Source organism: Halomonas sp. H5, assembly GCF_050613175.1.
Lineage (GTDB): Bacteria > Pseudomonadota > Gammaproteobacteria > Pseudomonadales > Halomonadaceae > Bisbaumannia > Bisbaumannia salifodinae.
Genome location: NZ_CP192510.1, coordinates 1,956,211 through 1,975,448 on the forward strand (window position 1 = coordinate 1,956,211; position 19,238 = coordinate 1,975,448).

Sequence of the window (19,238 nt, forward strand, 5' to 3'; positions counted from 1 at the left end):
CCAAATAACCTAGCAAGTGCTAGGTTGGTTCCCAGTCGCCGCAGGGAGCCCTGGCCCCCGGCGAAACCTACCATGAGAGGAGTGAAGGCATGGACTTTTCCCTGACCGAGGATCAACGGGCCCTGCAGCAGGCGGCGGCGGATTTCGCCCGCGCCGAGCTGGTCGACAATGCCGCCGACTGGGATGCGCGCTCCCACTTTCCGGTGGAGGTGATCAAGCGCGCCGGCGAGGCGGGGTTCCTGGCCATCTACACCCCGGAGGCGGCGGGGGGCCTGGGGCTCTCCCGCCTGGAGGCCTCCTTGATCTTCGAGCAGCTGGCCACCGGCTGCATCTCCACCACCGCCTATCTCACCATTCATAACATGGCCACCTGGATGGTCGCCAACTGGGGCGGAGCGGCCCTCCAGGAGGCCTGGCTGCCGCGGTTGGTGAGCGGTGAGGCGCTGGCCTCCTACTGCCTCACCGAGCCGGGCAGTGGCTCCGATGCCGCCAGCCTGCGCACCAAGGCGGTACGCGACGGCGACGACTATGTGATCTCCGGCTCCAAGATGTTTATCTCCGGGGCCGGCGCCACCGACCTGCTGGTGGTGATGGCCCGTACCGGGGGGCCGGACAGCGGCGCCGGCGGGGTCTCCGCCTTCGCCGTGCCGGCGGATGCCGCCGGCATCGAGTATGGCAAGAACGAGGAGAAGATGGGCTGGAAGAGCCAGCCGACCCGGTTGGTCAGCTTCGACGGGGTGCGCGTGTCGGCCACCCATCGCCTGGGCGAGGAGGGCGAGGGCTTCAAGTTCGCCATGAAGGGCCTCGATGGCGGGCGCCTGAATATCGCCAGTTGCTCCCTGGGCGCCGCCCAGCAGGCGCTGACCCTGGCCCGCGACTACCTGGGCGACCGCCAGCAGTTCGGGCGTCCCCTGAGCGCCTTCCAGGCGTTGCAGTTCAAGCTCGCCGATATGGCCACCGAGCTCACCGCGGCGCGGCTGATGGTGCGCCATGCGGCCTGGCGCCTGGATCACGGCGACCCCGAGGCCAGCGCCTACTGCGCCATGGCCAAGCGTCACGCCACCGACATGGGCTTCACGGTGTGCAACGAGGCGCTGCAGTTGCATGGCGGCTACGGCTATATCAAGGAGTACCCCCTGGAGCGGCTGGTGCGTGACACCCGGGTGCATCAGATCCTCGAGGGCACCAACGAGATCATGAGGGTCATCGTGGCGAGGCGACTACTGGCCGACGGCGTGGTCGAGTCCCTGGCGTAAATCGTTACGGGGAAATCCGATACGATGGTGTCGTGACGGCTAAACGAATCCAGCGAGGAGGGAAGATGAGCGACGAGGTGGTGATTTTCGAGGGGGTCCCTCTGCGCGGCGGGCGACGACTGGGCGTGGCGCGACTGAATGCGCCGCGGGCCCTGAATGCCCTCTCCCGGGGAATGATCGAGGCCCTGGACCAGCGCCTCTCGGCCTGGGCCGAGGATGATGCCGTGGCGGCGGTCTGGCTGGAGGGGGCCGGCGACAAGGCGTTCTGTGCCGGTGGCGATATCGTCGCCCTCTATCGCGCCATCGGCGAGGGCGCGGAGGCCGCCAGCGCCTTCACCGGCGACTACTTCGCCGCCGAGTATCGCCTGGATCACCGCATTCATACCTATCCCAAGCCGCTACTGGTCTGGGGCGACGGCATCGTGATGGGCGGCGGCCTGGGGCTGATGGCCGGCGCCTCCCACCGCCTGGCCACCGAGACCACCCGCATCGCCATGCCGGAGATCACCATCGGCCTCTACCCGGATATCGGCGCCAGTTGGTTCCTGGGACGCATGGCGCCGGGCATCGGCGCCTACCTGGGGTTGACCGGGGCCCACCTGAACGCCCGGGATGCGCTCGACCTGGGGCTGGCGGATCGCCTGGTGCCTCGGGAGACCCGGGAGGCGTTGCTGGCGGCCCTCGGCGAGGCGGATTTCGCGAGCGCCGAGGCCTCCGCCGTGGTGGACGGGGTGCTGGATCGTTTCGAGGCCCGCGAGCGTGCCCCCACGGCGCAGCTGCGCCCCCACTTCGATCATCTGCAGTCGCTGACCGCCCGAGGCAGCCTGAACGAGGCCGTGGCGCGGATTCTCGCGGACCAGAGCGACGACGCCTGGTTGGCCGCCAATCGCCGGCGCCTGGCCGAGGGCTGTCCGCTCAGCGCCCACCTGGCCTGGGCGATGATCCAGCGCCATCGTCACGGCAGCCTGGCCCAGGCGTTTCGCGAGGAGCTGTCGCTGTCGGTGCGCTGCTGCGTGGAGGGCGACCTGGGGGAGGGCGTGCGTGCCCTGCTGATCGATAAGGACAAAAGCCCGCGCTGGTCCCATGCCGGCGTGGCCGAGGTGCCCGAGGCGCGGCTCGAGGCCTTCCTGGCGCCCCTCTGGTCCGAGGAGAACCATCCGCTACGGGATCTCTAAGTCGCTAGTCCTTCCTCGTCAGGCGGGAAGCCGGGCCTTGCCCGGCGTCCCGTTTTGCCTCTCGGGGGCCTAAGGGGGCACAATTCGCGGCCCCAGCTCCCGGACGCGAGGCCCCATGACGAACGCCAATGCCCTGCTCGAGGCGCCCCTGGCACCCACCCTGATTCGCCAGACCCTGCCGGTGATCGGCGGCATGCTGGCCATGCTCACCTTCAACCTGGTGGACGCCTGGTTTATCGCCCGTCTGGGCACCGAGCCTCTGGCGGCGGTGGCCTTTACCTTCCCGGTGGTCTTCGCCGTGGTCAGCCTGGCCATCGGCCTGGGGATCGGTACCTCGGCGGTGGTGGGGCGCCTGCTGGGGCGCGGCGAACGGGCCCTGGTGGCCCGACGCGGCACCGATGCCATCCTGTTGGCCGCCCTGGTCGGGGGCCTGGTGACCCTGCTGGGCCTGCCCAGCATCGAGGCGCTGTTTGCTGCCCTGGGTGCCGATCCCGCCCTGATGCCGCATATCCACGCCTATATGGGGGTCTGGTACTGGGGGGCGGCCCTGCTGATCGTGCCCCGGGTGATCAACAGCGTGCTGCGGGCCCAGGGCAATACCCGGGCCCAGGGCGTGGCCATGGCCCTGGCGGCGGCGCTTAATGCGCTGCTCGACTACCTGCTGATCTTCGGTATCGGCCCCCTTCCCGCCCTGGGCGTGGCCGGGGCGGCCCTGGCCACCCTACTCAGCTGGGGAGCCATGACCGCGGGGCTGCTGACCTATCCGCCCCTGCGCCGTTGCCTGATCCTGCGCGGCCTGACGCCGCGCCGGGTCTGGGACTCCTGGCGGGCCCTGGGACGGATCGCCGTGCCGGCGGCCATTACCAGCCTCTTTACCCCCCTGGCCATGGCCCTGGTGACACGGATCGTCGCCACCCATGGCCATCACGCCGTGGCCGCCTTCGGCGTCGGCACCCGGGTCGATGCCATCGCCCAGATCGTGGTGCTGGCGCTCTCCATGACCCTCTCGCCGCTGGTCAGCCAGAACCTGGGGGCCGATCGGCCCGAGCGCGCCTGGCGGGCGATCCGTGGCTGCTTCGCCTTCGTGCTGGCCTGGCAACTGGGCGTCTGGGTCCTGTTGCAACTGCTGGCGCCCTGGCTGACCGGTGGCTATGCCGAGGAACCGGCGGTGGGGGAGGTGCTGCGCGCCTTCCTGTGGCTGGTGCCCCTGGGGCTGGGGGCCCAGGGGGTGGTGATCCTCGGCGTCTCGTCGCTGAATGCCATGCACCGCCCCCGGGCCGCCATGGGCCTCTCCCTGGTGCGCCTCTTCGCTCTCTTCGTGCCCCTGGCCTGGCTGGGCGGGTACCTGGCCGGCCCCGTGGGGATCTTCGCCGGCATGCTGGTCGCCAACCTGGCCATCGGCCTGATCGCCTGGTGGCGGCTGCGTCGCATCTGGCGACGGCGGCACAGGCAGGGCTGGTGAACCCCGGACTATTGGTCTACATTCGTTTTGAATGTCGATATTTAATCCTTATGTGGAGATCACCATGAGCCAGCCGACCCCCGTGACCTGGGACGACCCCTTCCGCCTCGTCGATCAACTGGATGGCGAGGAGCGGATGGTCCAGCAGACCGCCCACGACTACTGCCAGGAGAAGCTGCTGCCCCGGGTCCTGGAGGCCAATCGCCACGAGATCTTCCACCGCGAGATCATCAGCGAGATGGGCGAGCTGGGACTGCTCGGCGCCACCATCGAGGGCTACGGCTGCGCCGGCATGAATTACGTCAGCTATGGCCTGATCGCCCGGGAGGTGGAACGGGTCGACTCCGGCTACCGCAGCGCCATGAGCGTGCAGTCGAGCCTGGTGATGTACCCCATCCACGCCTTCGGCAGCGAGGCGCAGCGGCAGGCCTACCTGCCCAAACTGGCCAGCGGCGACTGGGTGGGCTGCTTCGGGCTCACCGAGCCGGATCACGGCTCCGACCCCGGCGGCATGACCACCCGCGCCAGGCGCCAGGGCGACGACTGGGTGCTGAGTGGCACCAAGACCTGGATCACCAACGCGCCTATCGCCGATGTCTTCGTGGTCTGGGCCAAGGACGATGAGGGAGTGATCCGCGGCTTTCTCCTCGACAAGGGCATGCCGGGGCTCACGGCGCCCAAGATCGAGGGCAAGTTCAGCTTGCGCGCCTCCATCACCGGCCAGATCGCCCTGCAGGACGTGGTGGTTTCCGATGACCGGCGCTTGCCCGGGGTGACGGGGCTCAAGGGTCCCTTCTCCTGCCTTAACCGGGCCCGTTTCGGCATTGCCTGGGGTGCCATGGGGGCCGCCGAGGCGTGCTGGCACGCGGCGCGCGACTACACCCTGGAGCGCCGGCAGTTCGGTCGGCCGCTCGCCGCCAATCAACTGATCCAGAAGAAGCTCGCCGATATGCAGACCGAGATCGCCCTCGGCCTGCAGGCGGCGCTGCGGGTGGGGCGAATGATCGATGCCGGGCAACTGGTGCCGGAGGCGATCTCGCTGATCAAGCGCAACAACTGCGGCAAGGCCCTGGAGATCGCGCGCCAGGCCCGGGACATGCATGGCGGCAACGGCATCAGCGATGAATACCATGTGATCCGCCATATGCTGAACCTGGAAGCGGTCAATACCTACGAGGGCACCCACGACGTCCATGCGCTGATCCTGGGCCGCGCCCAGACCGGCCTGCAGGCCTTCTGCTGATCCCGCCACGGCAAGGAGAACGCCCATGGCCGCTCCCCTGGAAGGACGCCTGGTGCTGGATCTGTCGCGGGTGCTGGCCGGCCCCTGGGCCGGTCAACTGCTGGCGGATCTCGGCGCCCGGGTGATCAAGATCGAACATCCCGAGCAGGGCGACGATACCCGCGGCTGGGGGCCGCCCTGGCTGGAGGGGGCGGGGCCCCGGGAGGCCGCCTACTACCTGTGCGCCAATCGCGGCAAGCAGTCGCTGGCCCTCGACCTGGCTCGCCCCGAGGGCCAGGCCCTGGTGCGCGAGTTGGCCGGGCGCGCCGATATCCTGCTGGAGAACTTCAAGGTCGGCGGCCTGGCCAGGTACGGCCTCGACTATGCCAGCCTCAAGGCGCTCAACCCCGGCCTGATCGGCTGCTCCATCACCGGCTTCGGTCAGGATGGCCCCTATGCCCGCCGGGCCGGTTACGACTTTATGATCCAGGCGATGGGCGGGCTGATGAGCCTCTCCGGCGAGCCCGACGGCCTGCCCATGAAGACCGGCGTGGCCATCACCGACGTGATGACCGGCCTCTATGCGGCGGTGGGGGTGCTGGCGGCCCTGGACGAGCGCGGCCGCACCGGCGAGGGGCGGCATATCGACGTGGCCCTGCTCGATGTGCAGGTGGCGACCCTGGCCAACCAGGCCCTCAATGCCCTGGTCAGCGGCCAGGATCCTCAACGCCACGGCAATGCCCACCCCAATATCGTGCCCTACCAGGCCTTCGCCTGTGCCGATGGCCACCTGGCGCTGACCGTGGGCAACGACGCCCAGTTCGCGCGGCTGGCGCGCCTGCTGGGGCGGCATGAGTGGGCGCAGGACGAGCGCTTCGCCACCAATGCGGCCCGGGTGGCGCATCGCGAGGCCCTGGTGCCGGCCATCGCCGAGGTCCTCGAGGCTCGCCCCCGGGACGCCTGGCTGACCGACTTCGAGGCTCACGGCATTCCCGCCGGACCCATCAATACCCTGAGGCAGGCCTTCGCCGATCCCCAGGTGCGCCACCGGCGGATGCTGCGTCGCCTCGAGCGTGGCGGCGGCGAGATTCCCCAGGTGGCCTGCCCGCTGTTCTTCGATGGGCGCTCGGCCACCGCCGAGGCGCCGCCGCCGGCCCTCGGCGAGCATAGCGAGGCGCTGCTCGCCGAGTTGGGGCTGACGCCGGAGGATATCGTCCGGCTCCGCCGCGAGGGGGTAATCCGTTAATAGGACGAGAGGCGCCGCCGCCGGCCCTCGGCGAGCATAGCGAGGCGCTGCTCGCCGAGTTGGGGCTGACGCCGGAGGATATCGCCCGGCTCCGCCGCAAGGGGGTGATTCGCTAACGGGGCGAGAAGCGCTTCTGCAGGCCGGTCTCGGCGATCATCCATGGCGAGCGGTTGCTCGCCGAGCTGGGGCTGACGCCGGAGGATATCGCCCGGCTCCGCCGCGAGGGGGTGATTCGCTAACGGGGCGAGAAGCGCCGCTGCAGGCCGGTCTCGGCGATCATCCGGGTGGAGATCTCCTCGATGGAGAAGCGGGTGGTGTCGATATGGGGGATATGCATCTGCCGGTAGAGGGCCTCGGCCTGTTGCACCTCCTGGGTGCACTGGTCGATGGAGCAGTAGCGGCTGTTGGGCCGCCGCTCGCTGCGAATCGCCGACAGGCGCCGTGGATCGATGGTCAGGCCGAACAGCTTGTGACGATGGGGGGCCAGGGAGCGGGGCAGCTTGAGGGTGCCATCCTCGTCCTGATCGTCCTCGGTGAGCGGATAGTTGGCGGCGCGGATGCCGAACTGCAGCGCCAGGTAGAGGGAGGTCGGGGTCTTGCCGCAGCGCGAGACCCCGACCAGGATCACATCCGCCTTGTCGTACTGGTGGGTGCGGGCGCCGTCATCATTGTCCAGGGCGAAATGCACCGAATCGATGCGATTCATATAGACGGCGTCATGGCCGATGGCGTGGGTGCGGCCCACCGTATAGGTGGAGTGAGTGGCCAGCTCTTCTTCCAGGGGCGCCAGGAAGGTGGAGAAGATGTCCACCTTGAAGCCGGGAGCGGTGCTGATGATGCTGCGAATCTCCGTATCGACGATGGTATCGATGACGATGGGTTGCTCGCCGTCGCGGACCGCCGCCGCCTCGATGACCTCCACCAGGGAGCGCGCCTTCCCGGGGCTGTCGATATAGGGCTTGGTGACCATGCGGATCTCGACGTTCTCGAACTGGGCCAGCAGGCTGCGGCCCAGGGTCTCGGCGGTGATGCCGGTGCCGTCGGAGATAAAGAAGGCGGTACGGGGCATGCGGAGGACTCACGGCAGGGAATTTCCCCGATTGTCCCGGCTGGCGGCTCGGCCGGCAACTACAAGAATCGCCGTAAAAGGGCGATTGTTGTAAAAAATCTTCAGTGACTTCGCTGTTAGACCAATGGCGTAGGCGCCCCGGCATTGGTAGGGTGACCCCCTCTAGTCAAGGTGCCCGCTGCCCGGGCGTCGCAAGGAATAAGGGGGTCGCGTGGAAGAGTACATTCTGTGGTTCGATCAACTCGGCATGAACGATGTCGAACGCGTCGGCGGCAAGAATGCCTCCCTGGGGGAGATGATTTCCAATCTGGCCGGGGCCGGCGTCAGCGTGCCCGGCGGCTTCGCTACCACCGCCCATGCCTATCGCGAGTTCCTCGCCCATGAGGGGCTCAACGAACGCATCAATGCGGCCCTGGCTAGCCTGGACGTGGATGACGTGGCCGAGCTGGCCCGGGTGGGTGCCGAGATTCGCCAGTGGGTGATCGATACCCCGCTGCCGCCCACCTTCGAACAACACCTGCACGCCGCCTACGACCAGATGGTCGCCCAGCACCCCAGCCTCAAGGTGGCGGTGCGCTCCTCGGCCACCGCCGAGGACCTGCCGGATGCCTCCTTCGCCGGCCAGCAGGAGACCTTCCTCAATATCGAGGGCTTCGACAATATCAAGCGCGCCGTCCACGAGGTGTTCGCCTCGCTGTTCAACGACCGCGCCATCTCCTATCGGGTGCACCGCGGCTACGCCCACGAGAACGTGGCGCTCTCCGCCGGGGTGCAGAAGATGGTGCGCTCCGAGACCGGCGCCTCCGGGGTGATGTTCACCCTGGACACCGAGTCCGGCTTCCGCGACGCCGTCTTCGTCACCGCCTCCTGGGGCCTCGGCGAGACCGTGGTGCAGGGCGCCGTCAACCCGGACGAATTCTATGTCCACAAGCCGACCCTGGCCGCCGGCCGCCCGGCGGTGCTGCGTCGCAACCTGGGCTCCAAGCTGATCAAGATGGTCTACACCGAGGACGCCAGCGCCGGCAAGTCGGTGGCCACCGTGGACGTGCCGCTGGCCGAGCGCGGCCGCTTCTGCATCGATGACGACCAGGCGATGGACCTGGCCCGCCAGGCGGTGATCATCGAGCAGCACTACCAGCGCCCCATGGATATCGAATGGGCCCTGGACGGCGACGACGGCAAGCTCTATATCGTCCAGGCTCGCCCGGAGACCGTGGTCTCCCAGCAGGAGGGCGGCAAGCTGGAGCGTTTCCAACTCAAGGAGAAGGGACGCACCCTGGTCCAGGGGCGGGCCATCGGCCAGCGCATCGGCCGCGGCGCGGTGAAGGTGATTCTCTCTCCTGAGGAGATGGACAAGGTGCAGGCCGGCGATGTCCTGGTCACCGACATGACCGACCCGGACTGGGAGCCGATCATGAAGCGCGCCTCGGCCATCGTCACCAACCGCGGCGGGCGTACCTGCCACGCGGCGATTATCGCCCGGGAGCTGGGGATCCCGGCGGTGGTGGGCTGTGGTGATGCCACCGAGGTGCTGGCGGATGGCCGCGAGGTCACCGTCTCCTGCGCCGAAGGCGATACCGGCCATGTCTACGAGGGGCTGCTCGACTTCGACTGCCGCACCTCCAGCGTCGATGCCATGCCGGAGATCCCCTTCAAGATCATGATGAACGTGGGCAACCCGGATCGCGCCTTCGGCTTCGCCGGTCTGCCCAATGCCGGGGTCGGCCTGGCGCGGCTTGAGTTCATCATCAACCGCATGATCGGCGTGCACCCCAAGGCGCTGCTGGACTACGATACCCTGCCCCTGGAGTTGCAGCAGACCATCGACGCCCGCACCGCCGGTTACGCCGACCCGGTCAGCTTCTACGTGGACAAGCTGGTGGAGGGGATCAGCACCCTGGCCGCCGCCTTCCACCCCAACCGGGTCATCGTGCGCCTCTCGGACTTCAAGTCCAACGAGTACGAGAACCTGATCGGCGGCAAGCTCTACGAGCCCGGCGAAGAGAACCCCATGCTCGGCTTCCGTGGCGCCTCCCGCTATATCTCCGACGCCTTCCGGCCCTGCTTCGAGCTGGAATGCCAGGCCCTCAAGCGGGTCCGCGACGAGATGGGCCTGGATAACCTGGAGATCATGGTGCCCTTCGTGCGCACCCCCGACGAGGCGCGCCAGGTGGTCGAACTGCTCGCCGCGAACGGCCTGAAGCGCGGCGACAACGGCCTGAAAGTGATCATGATGTGCGAGCTGCCGGCCAATGCGCTGCTCGCCGAGGAGTTCCTGGAGCACTTCGACGGCTTCTCCATCGGCTCCAACGACCTGACCCAGTTGACCCTGGGCCTGGATCGCGACTCCGGCATCATCGCCCACCTCTTCGACGAGCGGAATCCGGCGGTGAAGAAGCTCCTGGCCATGGCCATCGCCGCCTGCAAGGCCCAGGGCAAGTACGTGGGCATCTGCGGTCAGGGCCCCTCCGACCATCCGGACCTGGCCAAGTGGCTGATGGAGCAGGGCATCGACTCCGTCTCCCTCAACCCGGATGCGGTGCTCGAGACCTGGTTTATGCTGGCCGGCGAGACCCTGGAGTAAGCTCACCGCCCAGGTTTGTCGGGCACCCCAAGAGGCCCGGGCGACCCTGTCGCCCGGGCCTCTTCTTATCCTCGCGCGGCCATATCAGCCCTTTCTGGTGAACTAGGGCTATGCTGATACTCTGCCTGTTCCCGACCACAAGGAGTGTCGTTATGGTCCTTCGTTTCTCCGCCCTGGCTCCGGCGGCGCTGATCCTGGCCCTGGGTGGCCTGCCCGCCGCTCACGCCTTCGAGTATGACCTGCCCGCCATCGCTCCCGAGGTGGCCTCGGAGACCGCCGACAAGCCGGGCTGGGCGACCCAGCGCTTCGCGGTGGCCGCCGCCAACCCGCTGGCCACCGATGCCGGCTACCAGATCCTGCGCGCCGGCGGCTCGGCCCTCGATGCCGCCATCGCCGTGCAGATGGTGCTGACCCTGGTGGAGCCCCAGTCCAGTGGCCTCGGCGGCGGCGCCTTCCTGGTCCATCACGACGGCGAGGCGGTGGTGGCCTATGACGGCCGCGAGACCGCCCCCGCCGCGGTGGACGAGGGCCTCTTCCTGGACGATGCCGGGGAGCCCCTGGCCTTTATGGACGCCGCCGCCAGCGGCCTCTCGGTGGGGGTGCCCGGCACCGTGGCGATGCTCGAGCTGGCCCACGGCGAGCAGGGGCGGCTGCCCTGGGCCAGCCTCTTCGAGCCCGCCATCACCCTGGCGGAGCAGGGCTTCCCGGTGAGCCAGCGGCTGCATACCAGCCTGGCGGCGGAGCAGCATCTGCGCGACGATCCCCTGGCCGGGCCTTTCTACTACCCCGACGGCGAGCCCCTGGCGGTGGGCGAGACCCTGCGCAACCCGGCCCTGGCGGCCATCCTCCGCGAGGTCGCCGAGCATGGCAGCGAGGCCCTGCGTCGGGGGCCCATCGCCGAGGACCTGGTGGCCCGGGTCCAGGGTCACGGCGAGCGACCCGGCAGCCTCAGCCTGGCGGACCTGGCGGATTATGAGGCGCGCCAACGGGAGGCGCTGTGCAGCCCCTGGCGCGCCTATCGGGTCTGCGGCTTCCCGCCACCGTCCTCCGGTCATCTGACCCTGATGCAGATCCTCGGCCTGCTCGAGCAGTTGCCGGAGGTGACGCCCCTGGACGATGGGGGCAGGCCCAGCGAGCCCTGGCTGCATCAGTTCCTGGAGGCCTCGCGGCTGGCCTTCGCCGACCGCGGCAAATATATCGCCGACCCGGACTTCGTGGCGGCCCCCGGCGGCGACTGGTCGCTGATGCTCGCCCCGGACTACCTGGCGCGGCGTGCGGGCCTGATCAGTGAAACGAGCCTGGGCAGCGGCGGCGCCGAGCCGGGGTACCCCGGTGAGCTCGCCACCGCCTGGGCGGTGCAGCCCGACCAGCCGGAGTATGGCACCAGCCATATCAGCATCATCGACGAGGCGGGCAACGCCCTGGCCATGACCACCACCATCGAGGCCGCCTTCGGTTCGCGGATCCTGACGGATGGCGGTACGGGACTCTCCGGCGGCTACCTGCTCAATAACGAACTCACCGACTTCTCCTTCGCCCCGGCCGACGCGGCGGGCACGCCCATCGCCAATCGGGTGGAGCCGGGCAAGCGCCCCCGCTCCAGCATGAGCCCGACCCTGGTCTTCGACGCCGAGAGCGGCGACCTGGTGGCGAGCCTCGGCTCCCCCGGCGGCGCCGCCATTATCCACTACACCGCCAAGGCGCTGGTGGCCATGCTCGACTGGGGCCTGGATGCCCAGCAGGCGCTGAACCTGCCGCATGCCATTACCCTGGGCGGGCCGGCCTTCCTGGAGGAGGGGCGCTTCCCCGAGTCGACCCTGGAGGGGCTCGCCGAGCGCGGCCATGAGGTCAGCGAACGGGAGCTGGTCAGCGGCCTGCAGGCCATCGAGGTGACCGAGAGCGGCTTCTTCGGTGGCGCCGATCCGCGCCGGGAAGGCATCGTAATGGGCGATTAACCGTATCGCCAAAAGGTGGGAGTGACTCGATACAGTCAGTGGATCCAAGGGGCTCGCTAGCGCCGGGACGAAACCCCACCGCCTTATGAGCCGGGCGACGCGTCGAACCGGACCAAGGTCCCTCTTGCCGGTTCTCGATCGACTTCCCTGTCGATCGCCGCTGCCCGGCTCTCCAGGCGGTGGCATCCCGGCTAAATCGCTCGGCCCCCTGCATCCACTGAGCCCCTTATCCTCACCTCGGCTTGTCGATGGCGATGCCCCTGGATTAGCTACGTAGCCAGTTGCGTAGCTTGATCAGCAGTAGCTCGCCGTCGCTGAGTTCCCGGCGCTCGGCCAGCAGGGCCGCCAGCAGGTCGGGGCGGTCGGTGATAATGGCGTCCACCCCCAGGTCGATCAGCTGCGACATCCGTGCCGGGTCATTGACCGTCCAGGCATGGATCTCGTAGCCGTGGTCGCGGGCCAGGCGCACCTCCGCTTCGCTGATACGATTATGGCGCAGCCCCAGGGCGGCGAAGCCCCGGCGTTCCAGGGTGCCGGGGAGGATCAACTGGGCCAGCAGGGTAATGCGCAGCTCGGGCTCCCGCTCGGCGATGGCGCTCATCAGGGTGGGGGAGAGGGTGGCCAGGCGGGTCTCGGTCATGACCCTCGGGTCGCCACAGGTCCGGGGCGCCTCGGGGGTGGCGGCGTCCCGCAGACAGCGGCGTCGCGCCTCGGCCTCTGTCGCGAGGGCCGCCAGCACCGCCTCCACCAGGGCCCGCTCGCGGCCCGGGTCGGGCTTGAGGTCGATCATCAGGCCGGCCCGTCCGCGCACCGCGGCCAGGGCCTCCTCCAGGGAGGCGATGGGCAGGCCGGCATAGGCATCGCCGAACCAACTGCCCAGGTCGAAGGCCCCGAGCTCCTCGAGGCTCAGCTCGCCGAGCCGGCGGGGATCGCCGGTCAGGCGCCGCAGGGTCCGGTCATGGTAGAGCACCACCCGATCATCGGCGGTCAGGCGCACATCCAGTTCCACATAGTCGGCCCCCTCGGCGACCGCCCGCTCGACCGCCGGCAGGCTGTTCTCCGGGGTCGTCATGGAGCTGCCCCGGTGGGCGATGATGGCCACCTCGTCGTGAAGTTCGACCCGATTGAGGATCAGCGCGGCCTGGATGGCCAGGGCCAGCACCACCGCCAGCTCCAGGGCCCAGGCCAGGCGCTCGGGGTGCGCCCCGGGGCGGGGCAGGCGCAGTCGCTCGCGGCTCAGGCGCAGGAAGAGGGCGGCGGCCAGGAGGCTATTGGCCGCCAGGCCCAGGAAGGTCAGGGCCAGGGTCAGCAGCAGGTAACCGGCCAGGTAGAGCAGCATGGCCGGCACCAGCACCGCCGGCCGCTCCGGCAGCCAGGCCACCAGGGGCGTGGCGATCAGGTCATAGGTCCAGGTGCTCAGGGGGGGCAGCGCCAGGATCAGCCCCAGCAGGGCGAGCAGGAGTAGGGCGATGCGCCCGAGATGGCCGCGGGTCAGTCGCCAACTGCGCGCCAGCGCCCGGCGTGGGCCATCGTCTTCCAGTATCAGCGCCGCCACGGCCAGGCTCCAGCGCAGATAGAGGCTCGCGGCCAGGGCCGTCCATGTCAGCGTCGGCAGCAGGGCGCTGGCCACGAAGGCCCAGAGTGCCGGGGGGCGGGTGCGCTGTACATAGTAGGGATCCAGGTCACCGAGGAAGTGACCATAGAGCAGCCCCACCGCCAGGGCGAAGGGGGCGAACAGCAACAGATGGGCTCCCACCTGCAGGGTGGCCAGCCCCGCCAGCCGTGGCAACCGCCATAGCACCCGGCCCAGGGCGTCGAAGGCGCGCCGATAGCGATTGCCGTGGGCACTCGCCGCCACCAGGATCATCCCCGCCTGCTGCAGGTAGAGTACCAGGAAGGTGAGGGCCAGGGTGGCCAGCAGCCAGAGGCCACCGGTGGGGGTGAGCAGCACGCCGGCCAGGTCGGCGGTGGCGATCACCGGGCGGCCCAGGCGCCCCAGCAGGGTCGCCAGGCTCCAGGCGATGACCGGCAGCAGCACCAGGGAGGCGAGCAGGGTAAAGGCGAGGTGATAGGCGAGCAGGGGGCGCCAGTGATCGATCAGCGCGCGCAGCACATCCTTGGCGAGGGCGTGAATCCGCATAGGGCCTCGTTATCACCATGATGCCCTGAGCCTGCCACCGAGCGGCCGGTCTTGGCAATCCTGGCGGCCGAGACCGGCAGGGCTATCGCAGTACACTTTCTGCACTCAGTCACCCCAACTGTGATAGCCCGATGAGGTCAGAAAAAGATATTGAGAATTTGCTATAAAACTAGCGATAAATTCTGTTTTCTTATTTTTTAGTAGTCGTTACACCATGCGCGCTTCGTTTATCTAGACAATCCAAACAGGCAGTGCCTTATGACGAAGCGCATGTTAAGCAGTATCGGCGTCCAGGTGATGGGCGCCCTCTTCCAGCCGGGCAGCGGCCTGGAGCTGGGCGCCGTGGAGGCGATGTTCTCCGCCGAATATGCCGATCGCGGCGAGGTGCCCGGCGTCTTCGCCACCCTGCTGGGGATGATTCCCACCAACGTCTTCGCCGCCCTCGGCGACGGCAATATCCTGCAGATCCTGGTGTTCTGCCTGTTCCTGGGCCTGGCCCTGTCGCGCCTCGATAGCGAGCGTACCGCCCCGCTGATGGCCGGCATGTCGACCCTGATCGATGCCCTGGTGTGGATGCTCAATAGGGTGATGCGCATTGCCCCCATCGGCGTCTTCGGGCTGATGGCGGATGCGGTGGGCACCTTCGGCTTCGATGTGCTGATGCTGGTATCGAAGCTGTTCGGCGTCTATGTGCTGGCCATCGCCCTCTACGGCTTCGTCTTCTACCCCCTGGTGGTCAAGGGCGCCACCGGCATGCCGGTACGCCACTTCCTGGGCCGCATGAAGAAGCCCCAGGTGGTGGCGCTTTCCACCGCCTCCTCCATGGCCACCCTGCCGGTGACCCTGGACGTGGCGACCCGGGAGCTGGGGGTGTCGCGGCCCACCTCCGCCTTCGTGCTGCCCCTGGGGGCCACCATCAATATGAGTGGCAATGCCATTTACTATGGCCTGGTGGCGATGTTCTTCGCCCAGCTGTTCGGCGTGGAGCTGGGCCTGGGCGCCTACCATAAGAAACCGCCGCGGTCCTGCCGCGGCGGTTTTCTGTGGGCCATGCCCGAGGCTCAGTCCTCCAGGGGCAGCTCGGCCTCGGCCACCAAAATACCGTTGTTGTCGGCATAGAGCCACTGCCCGGGGCGCAGGGTGACTCCGGCGAAGGTGACCGGGATATCGCGAACGCCTTCGCCGCGCTTCTCGCTCTTGCGCGGATGGGCGCCGAGGGCCTGGATGCCCAATTCGGTCTCCGCCAGCACGTCCACGTCGCGCACGCAGCCGTACATCACCACGCCGGCCCAGCCGTTGTCGGCGGCCTGCTCGGCGAGCATATCGCCGAGCATGGCGCAGCGGCTGGAGCCGCCGGCGTCCACCACCAGCACGGCGCCCTCGCCGGGCTCGGCCACCGCCTGCTTGACCAGGGAGTTGTCCTCGAAGCACTTCACGGTGCGGATGGGGCCATGGAAGGCTTCCCGGGCGCCGAAGTTGACGAACAGCGGATCCAGGACCCGAACCTCGGGGTGGGCGTCGCAGATATCCGGGGTAACGATCTGGGGCATGGGGCGTCTCCTTGCGATGGAAGTCGAAACGGCATGATGGCAAAGAAAAACGCCCCGCACGAGGCGGGGCGTTTCGGTCATCGGCTCGGCCCTAGGGGCGTGCGATGTTGCGAGCATCGGAGTCGATGAGGCGCCGGTGGGGGGAGGGCCTCGGGCCTCCCGCCCACCGGCGTCGATATCCCGGGCAGAGGCTTAGGCCTCTTGAGTCACCGGAATCACGTTCGAGGCGGCCTTCTGGTACTCCTCGATCTCGTGGAAGTTCATGTAGCGATAGATCTCGCCGGAGAGGGCGTCGAACTCGCTCATGTACCCCTGGTACTCCTCCACGCTGGGCAGGCGACCCACCACCGCGGCCACGGCGGCAAGCTCCGCGGAGGCCAGGAAGACGTTGGCGCCGTCGCCCAGGCGGTTGGGGAAGTTACGGGTGGAGGTGGAGACCACGGTGGACTTCGGCGCCACCCGGGCCTGGTTACCCATGCACAGCGAGCAGCCGGGCATCTCCATGCGCGCCCCGGCGCGGCCGTAGATGCCGTAGTAGCCCTCTTCGGTGAGCTGGTGCTGGTCCATCTTGGTGGGCGGCGCCAGCCACAGGCGGGTCTTCAGGCTGCCCGCGGGCTGCTTCTCGAGCAGCTTGCCGGCGGCGCGGAAGTGGCCGATGTTGGTCATGCAGGAACCGATGAAGACTTCATCGATCTGCTGGCCGGCCACCTCGGAGAGCAGGCGAGCGTCGTCCGGGTCGTTGGGGGCGCAGAGGATCGGCTCCCGGATCTCGCTCAGGTCGATCTCGATCACCTCGGCGTACTCGGCGTCCTGGTCGGCGCGCATCAGGCTCGGGTTGGCCAGCCACTCTTCCATGGCCTGGATGCGACGCTCGATGGTGCGCACGTCGCCATAACCGTTGCTGATCATCCACTTGAGCAGGGTGATATTGGACTTCAGGTACTCGGCGACGCTCTCTTCACTCAGGGTGATGGTGCAGCCGGCGGCGGAGCGCTCGGCGGAGGCGTCGGAGAGCTCGAAGGCCTGCTCCACGGTGAGGTCCTCGAGGCCCTCGATCTCCAGCACGCGGCCGGAGAAGGCATTCTTCTTGCCGGACTTCTCGACGGTCAGCAGGCCCTGCTGGATGCCGTAGTAGGGGATGGCGTGGACCAGGTCACGCAGGGTGACGCCGGGCTGACGCTTGCCCTTGAAGCGCACCAGCACCGATTCCGGCATGTCCAGCGGCATCACGCCGGTGGCGGCGGCGAAGGCCACCAGGCCGGAGCCCGCCGGGAAGGAGATGCCCATCGGGAAGCGGGTGTGGGAGTCGCCGCCGGTGCCCACGGTGTCGGGCAGCAGCATGCGGTTCAGCCAGGAGTGGATGATGCCGTCGCCGGGACGCAGGGAGACGCCGCCGCGGTTCATGATGAAGTCGGGCAGGGTGTGGTGAGTCTCCACGTCCACCGGCTTCGGGTAGGCGCTGGTGTGGCAGAAGGACTGCATCACCAGGTCGGCCTGGAAGCCCAGGCAGGCGAGGTCCTTGAGCTCGTCACGGGTCATCGGACCGGTGGTGTCCTGGGAGCCGACGGTGGTCATCTTCGGCTCGCAGTACATGCCCGGGCGCACGCCGTCCAGGCCGCAGGCCTTGCCGACCATCTTCTGGGCCAGGGTAAAGCCCTTGCCGGTGTCCTTGGGCTGCTCGGGCAGGCGGAAGACCTCGGACTGGGGCAGGCCGAGGGACTCGCGGGCCTTGCCGGTCAGGCCGCGACCGATGATCAGCGGGATGCGGCCACCGGCGCGCACCTCGTCGAGAATCAGCTGGGTCTTGAGCTCGAAGGTAGTCAGCACCTCGTCGGTGCCGTGCTTGCACACCTTGCCCTCATAGGGGTAGACGTCGATGACATCGCCCATATTGAGCTTCTCGACATCCATCTCCACCGGCAGGGCGCCGGAGTCTTCCATGGTGTTGAAGAAGATCGGGGCGATCTTGCCGCCGAAGCAGAAGCCGCCGGCGCGCTTGTTGGGCACGTTGGGGATATCGTCGCCGAAGAACCACAGCACCGAGTTGGTGGCGGACTTGCGCGAGGAGCCGGTACCCACCACGTCGCCCACGTAGGCGACCGGGAAGCCCTTGGCCTTGACCGCTTCGATCTGCTGGAGCGGGCCGGTGGTGCCGGGGACTTCCGGGGTGATGCCTTCGCGCTCGTTCTTGAGCATGGCGCGGGCGTGCAGCGGGATGTCGGGGCGTGACCAGGCATCCGGGGCGGGGGAGAGGTCGTCGGTGTTGGTCTCGCCGGGCACCTTGAAGACGCTCAGGGTGATCTTCTCCTCCAGGGCCGGCTTGGAGAGGAACCACTCGGCATCGGCCCAAGACTGCAGGACCTCCTTGGCCACGGCGTTGCCGGCCTTGGCGCGCTCCTCCACGTCGTGGAAGGCATCGAACATCAGCAGGGTGTGCTTGAGCTGTTCGCCGACTTCCTTGGCCAGGTCGGCGTCGTCGAGCAGTTCCACCAGGGAGACGATGTTGTAGCCGCCCTGCATGGTGCCCAGCAGCTTGACCGCGTGGATCCGGTCGATCAGAGGGGACTCGGCCTCGCCCTTGGCGATGGCGGTCAGGAACCCGGCCTTGACGTAGGCGGCCTCATCGACGCCCGGGGGCACGCGATCGGTGATCAGCTCGAGGATGAACTCTTCTTCGCCGGCGGGCGGTGCCTTGAGCAGCTCCACCAGGGCGGCGACCTGCTCGGCGTTCAGCGGTTTCGGCGGGACGCCTTCCTGGGCGCGTTCCTCGACATGTTGGCGATATGCTTCAAGCACGATTGGGCCCTCATCAAGTTGCTTTGCCAGGGCGTTGAGCCGGCCGTCCCGGGCCTTGGCGGCCTCTGCGGGAGTCGGCGACGGGTCAGGATGGGTCGCCCTGGAGCCTGTGGTAACCGTGGTTCAGGTGAGGCGGATTCTACGGGAAACTGTCGACAATGTTAAGCGAGCCCCTCAGCCGCGGGACTTGTACTTTGGTCTGCGGGACTCGTTATGGTCGTCCCGGGAGTGTCCCGCGGCGCCCGGGACGGGTAAGATGCCGGGGCTTGGCAGTCTGTCTCAGTGTTAAGCCCGACAGACTGCGGGATCGACCCGTCGAGGAAGCGAATGTCTCAGCGAATCAGCACCCCCTGCGTGGGGGTCTGCTCCACCACCGTCGGTGACGCCGTGTGCCGGGGCTGCCAGCGCCATCTGGACGAGATCCGCGACTGGTTCGGCTACGACGAGGCCGAGCGCCGGCGACGCATCGGCGAGCTCGATGCCCTGAGGGTGCAGGCCGCGGCGAGTCTCCTGAGGGTAGACGACGAGGCCCTGTTGAATGCCCAGTTGGCCAGGCACCGTATCCGCGTGCGCCCGGAGCAGCCGCCGCTGTCCCGCGCCGTGGAACTGTTGCGGGTGGGGCGCGAGCGCATCCAGGACTTCTCCCGTTATGGCCTGGCCCGCCAAGGGGCCGGGCTGGGGCTGACGCCGCCGCGGCTCTTCGCCAAGCTTAGCGACGCCCTGGCCCTGGCGGGCCAGGCGCGAATCGCTCCCATGACTACCGATAGCCATCATTCAGGATGA

General features: G+C 68.2%; 13 protein-coding genes. 9 read left to right on the forward strand and 4 right to left on the reverse strand.

Translation table 11 applies throughout. From position 1 onward, the window contains the following. Positions 1-89 precede the first annotated feature (89 nt). From ACQ1W9_RS09180 to ACQ1W9_RS09200, 5 genes are all read left to right on the forward strand, one after another. Positions 90-1,256, forward strand: coding sequence for an acyl-CoA dehydrogenase family protein (locus ACQ1W9_RS09180; protein ID WP_431026288.1), 1,167 nt, complete (start codon positions 90-92; stop codon positions 1,254-1,256). A gap of 65 nt (positions 1,257-1,321) precedes the next feature. Beyond that, positions 1,322-2,431 carry an enoyl-CoA hydratase/isomerase family protein gene (locus ACQ1W9_RS09185; RefSeq protein ID WP_431026289.1) on the forward strand — a complete coding sequence of 370 codons (1,110 nt, stop codon included), beginning with the start codon at positions 1,322-1,324 and terminating at the stop codon, positions 2,429-2,431. Between the two features lie 115 nt (positions 2,432-2,546). Beyond that, a complete protein-coding gene (locus tag ACQ1W9_RS09190; protein ID WP_431026290.1) occupies positions 2,547-3,893 on the forward strand; it encodes an MATE family efflux transporter in 1,347 nt (448 codons plus the stop codon). Between the two features lie 64 nt (positions 3,894-3,957). Then, positions 3,958-5,136 (forward strand): acyl-CoA dehydrogenase, encoded by a 1,179-nt coding sequence (locus tag ACQ1W9_RS09195; RefSeq protein ID WP_431026291.1) that lies wholly within the window; start codon positions 3,958-3,960, stop codon positions 5,134-5,136. A gap of 25 nt (positions 5,137-5,161) precedes the next feature. Beyond that, a complete protein-coding gene (locus ACQ1W9_RS09200) occupies positions 5,162-6,361 on the forward strand; it encodes a CaiB/BaiF CoA transferase family protein (protein ID WP_431026292.1) in 1,200 nt (399 codons plus the stop codon). 235 nt (positions 6,362-6,596) lie between these two features. Here the strand turns inward: ACQ1W9_RS09200 and ppsR are convergent, their stop codons facing one another. Then, positions 6,597-7,430 carry a posphoenolpyruvate synthetase regulatory kinase/phosphorylase PpsR gene (ppsR, locus tag ACQ1W9_RS09205; RefSeq protein WP_346062289.1) on the reverse strand — a complete coding sequence of 278 codons (834 nt, stop codon included), beginning with the start codon at positions 7,428-7,430 and terminating at the stop codon, positions 6,597-6,599. 211 nt (positions 7,431-7,641) lie between these two features. On the opposite strand from ppsR, the gene ppsA reads away from it, so the two are divergent. Then, positions 7,642-10,014 carry a phosphoenolpyruvate synthase gene (ppsA, locus tag ACQ1W9_RS09210; RefSeq protein WP_431026293.1) on the forward strand — a complete coding sequence of 791 codons (2,373 nt, stop codon included), beginning with the start codon at positions 7,642-7,644 and terminating at the stop codon, positions 10,012-10,014. Between the two features lie 152 nt (positions 10,015-10,166). Beyond that, positions 10,167-11,969, forward strand: coding sequence for a gamma-glutamyltransferase family protein (locus tag ACQ1W9_RS09215; RefSeq protein ID WP_431026294.1), 1,803 nt, complete (start codon positions 10,167-10,169; stop codon positions 11,967-11,969). A gap of 265 nt (positions 11,970-12,234) precedes the next feature. On the opposite strand, the gene ACQ1W9_RS09220 is transcribed toward ACQ1W9_RS09215, so the two are convergent. After that, entirely contained in the window at positions 12,235-14,109 is a 1,875-nt protein-coding gene (locus ACQ1W9_RS09220) for a glycerophosphodiester phosphodiesterase family protein (protein ID WP_431026295.1), read from the reverse strand. Positions 14,110-14,379: 270 nt separating this feature from the next. On the opposite strand from ACQ1W9_RS09220, the gene ACQ1W9_RS09225 reads away from it, so the two are divergent. Continuing rightward, on the forward strand, positions 14,380-15,228 hold the full coding sequence (locus tag ACQ1W9_RS09225; RefSeq protein WP_431026296.1) for a dicarboxylate/amino acid:cation symporter: 849 nt from the start codon (positions 14,380-14,382) through the stop codon (positions 15,226-15,228). On the opposite strand, the gene rraA is transcribed toward ACQ1W9_RS09225, so the two are convergent. Then, positions 15,171-15,659, reverse strand: coding sequence for a ribonuclease E activity regulator RraA (gene rraA / locus ACQ1W9_RS09230; RefSeq protein ID WP_431026297.1), 489 nt, complete (start codon positions 15,657-15,659; stop codon positions 15,171-15,173). The two genes, ACQ1W9_RS09225 and rraA, sit on opposite strands and share 58 nt — an antisense overlap. Before the next feature lie 192 nt (positions 15,660-15,851). After that, positions 15,852-18,455: a bifunctional aconitate hydratase 2/2-methylisocitrate dehydratase gene (gene acnB / locus ACQ1W9_RS09235; protein ID WP_431026298.1), complete on the reverse strand. Its 2,604-nt coding sequence runs from the start codon at positions 18,453-18,455 to the stop codon at positions 15,852-15,854. 327 nt (positions 18,456-18,782) lie between these two features. On the opposite strand from acnB, the gene ACQ1W9_RS09240 reads away from it, so the two are divergent. Beyond that, the gene (locus ACQ1W9_RS09240) at positions 18,783-19,238 is read left to right on the forward strand and encodes a DUF1289 domain-containing protein (RefSeq protein WP_431026299.1); all 456 of its coding nucleotides are present in this window, start codon (positions 18,783-18,785) and stop codon (positions 19,236-19,238) included.

Bases quoted from the DNA above. Each gene is read 5' to 3' on its own strand.
- ACQ1W9_RS09180 (WP_431026288.1), top strand. From the start codon at position 90: ATGGACTTTTCCCTGACCGAGGATCAACGGGCCCTGCAGCAGGCGGCG.
- rraA (WP_431026297.1), bottom strand. From the start codon at position 15,659: ATGCCCCAGATCGTTACCCCGGATATCTGCGACGCCCACCCCGAGGTT.
- ppsR (WP_346062289.1), bottom strand. From the start codon at position 7,430: ATGCCCCGTACCGCCTTCTTTATCTCCGACGGCACCGGCATCACCGCC.
- ACQ1W9_RS09215 (WP_431026294.1), top strand. From the start codon at position 10,167: ATGGTCCTTCGTTTCTCCGCCCTGGCTCCGGCGGCGCTGATCCTGGCC.
- ACQ1W9_RS09225 (WP_431026296.1), top strand. From the start codon at position 14,380: ATGTTAAGCAGTATCGGCGTCCAGGTGATGGGCGCCCTCTTCCAGCCG.
- ACQ1W9_RS09200 (WP_431026292.1), top strand. From the start codon at position 5,162: ATGGCCGCTCCCCTGGAAGGACGCCTGGTGCTGGATCTGTCGCGGGTG.
- ACQ1W9_RS09220 (WP_431026295.1), bottom strand. From the start codon at position 14,109: ATGCGGATTCACGCCCTCGCCAAGGATGTGCTGCGCGCGCTGATCGAT.
- ACQ1W9_RS09190 (WP_431026290.1), top strand. From the start codon at position 2,547: ATGACGAACGCCAATGCCCTGCTCGAGGCGCCCCTGGCACCCACCCTG.
- ACQ1W9_RS09185 (WP_431026289.1), top strand. From the start codon at position 1,322: ATGAGCGACGAGGTGGTGATTTTCGAGGGGGTCCCTCTGCGCGGCGGG.
- ACQ1W9_RS09195 (WP_431026291.1), top strand. From the start codon at position 3,958: ATGAGCCAGCCGACCCCCGTGACCTGGGACGACCCCTTCCGCCTCGTC.
- ACQ1W9_RS09240 (WP_431026299.1), top strand. From the start codon at position 18,783: ATGTCTCAGCGAATCAGCACCCCCTGCGTGGGGGTCTGCTCCACCACC.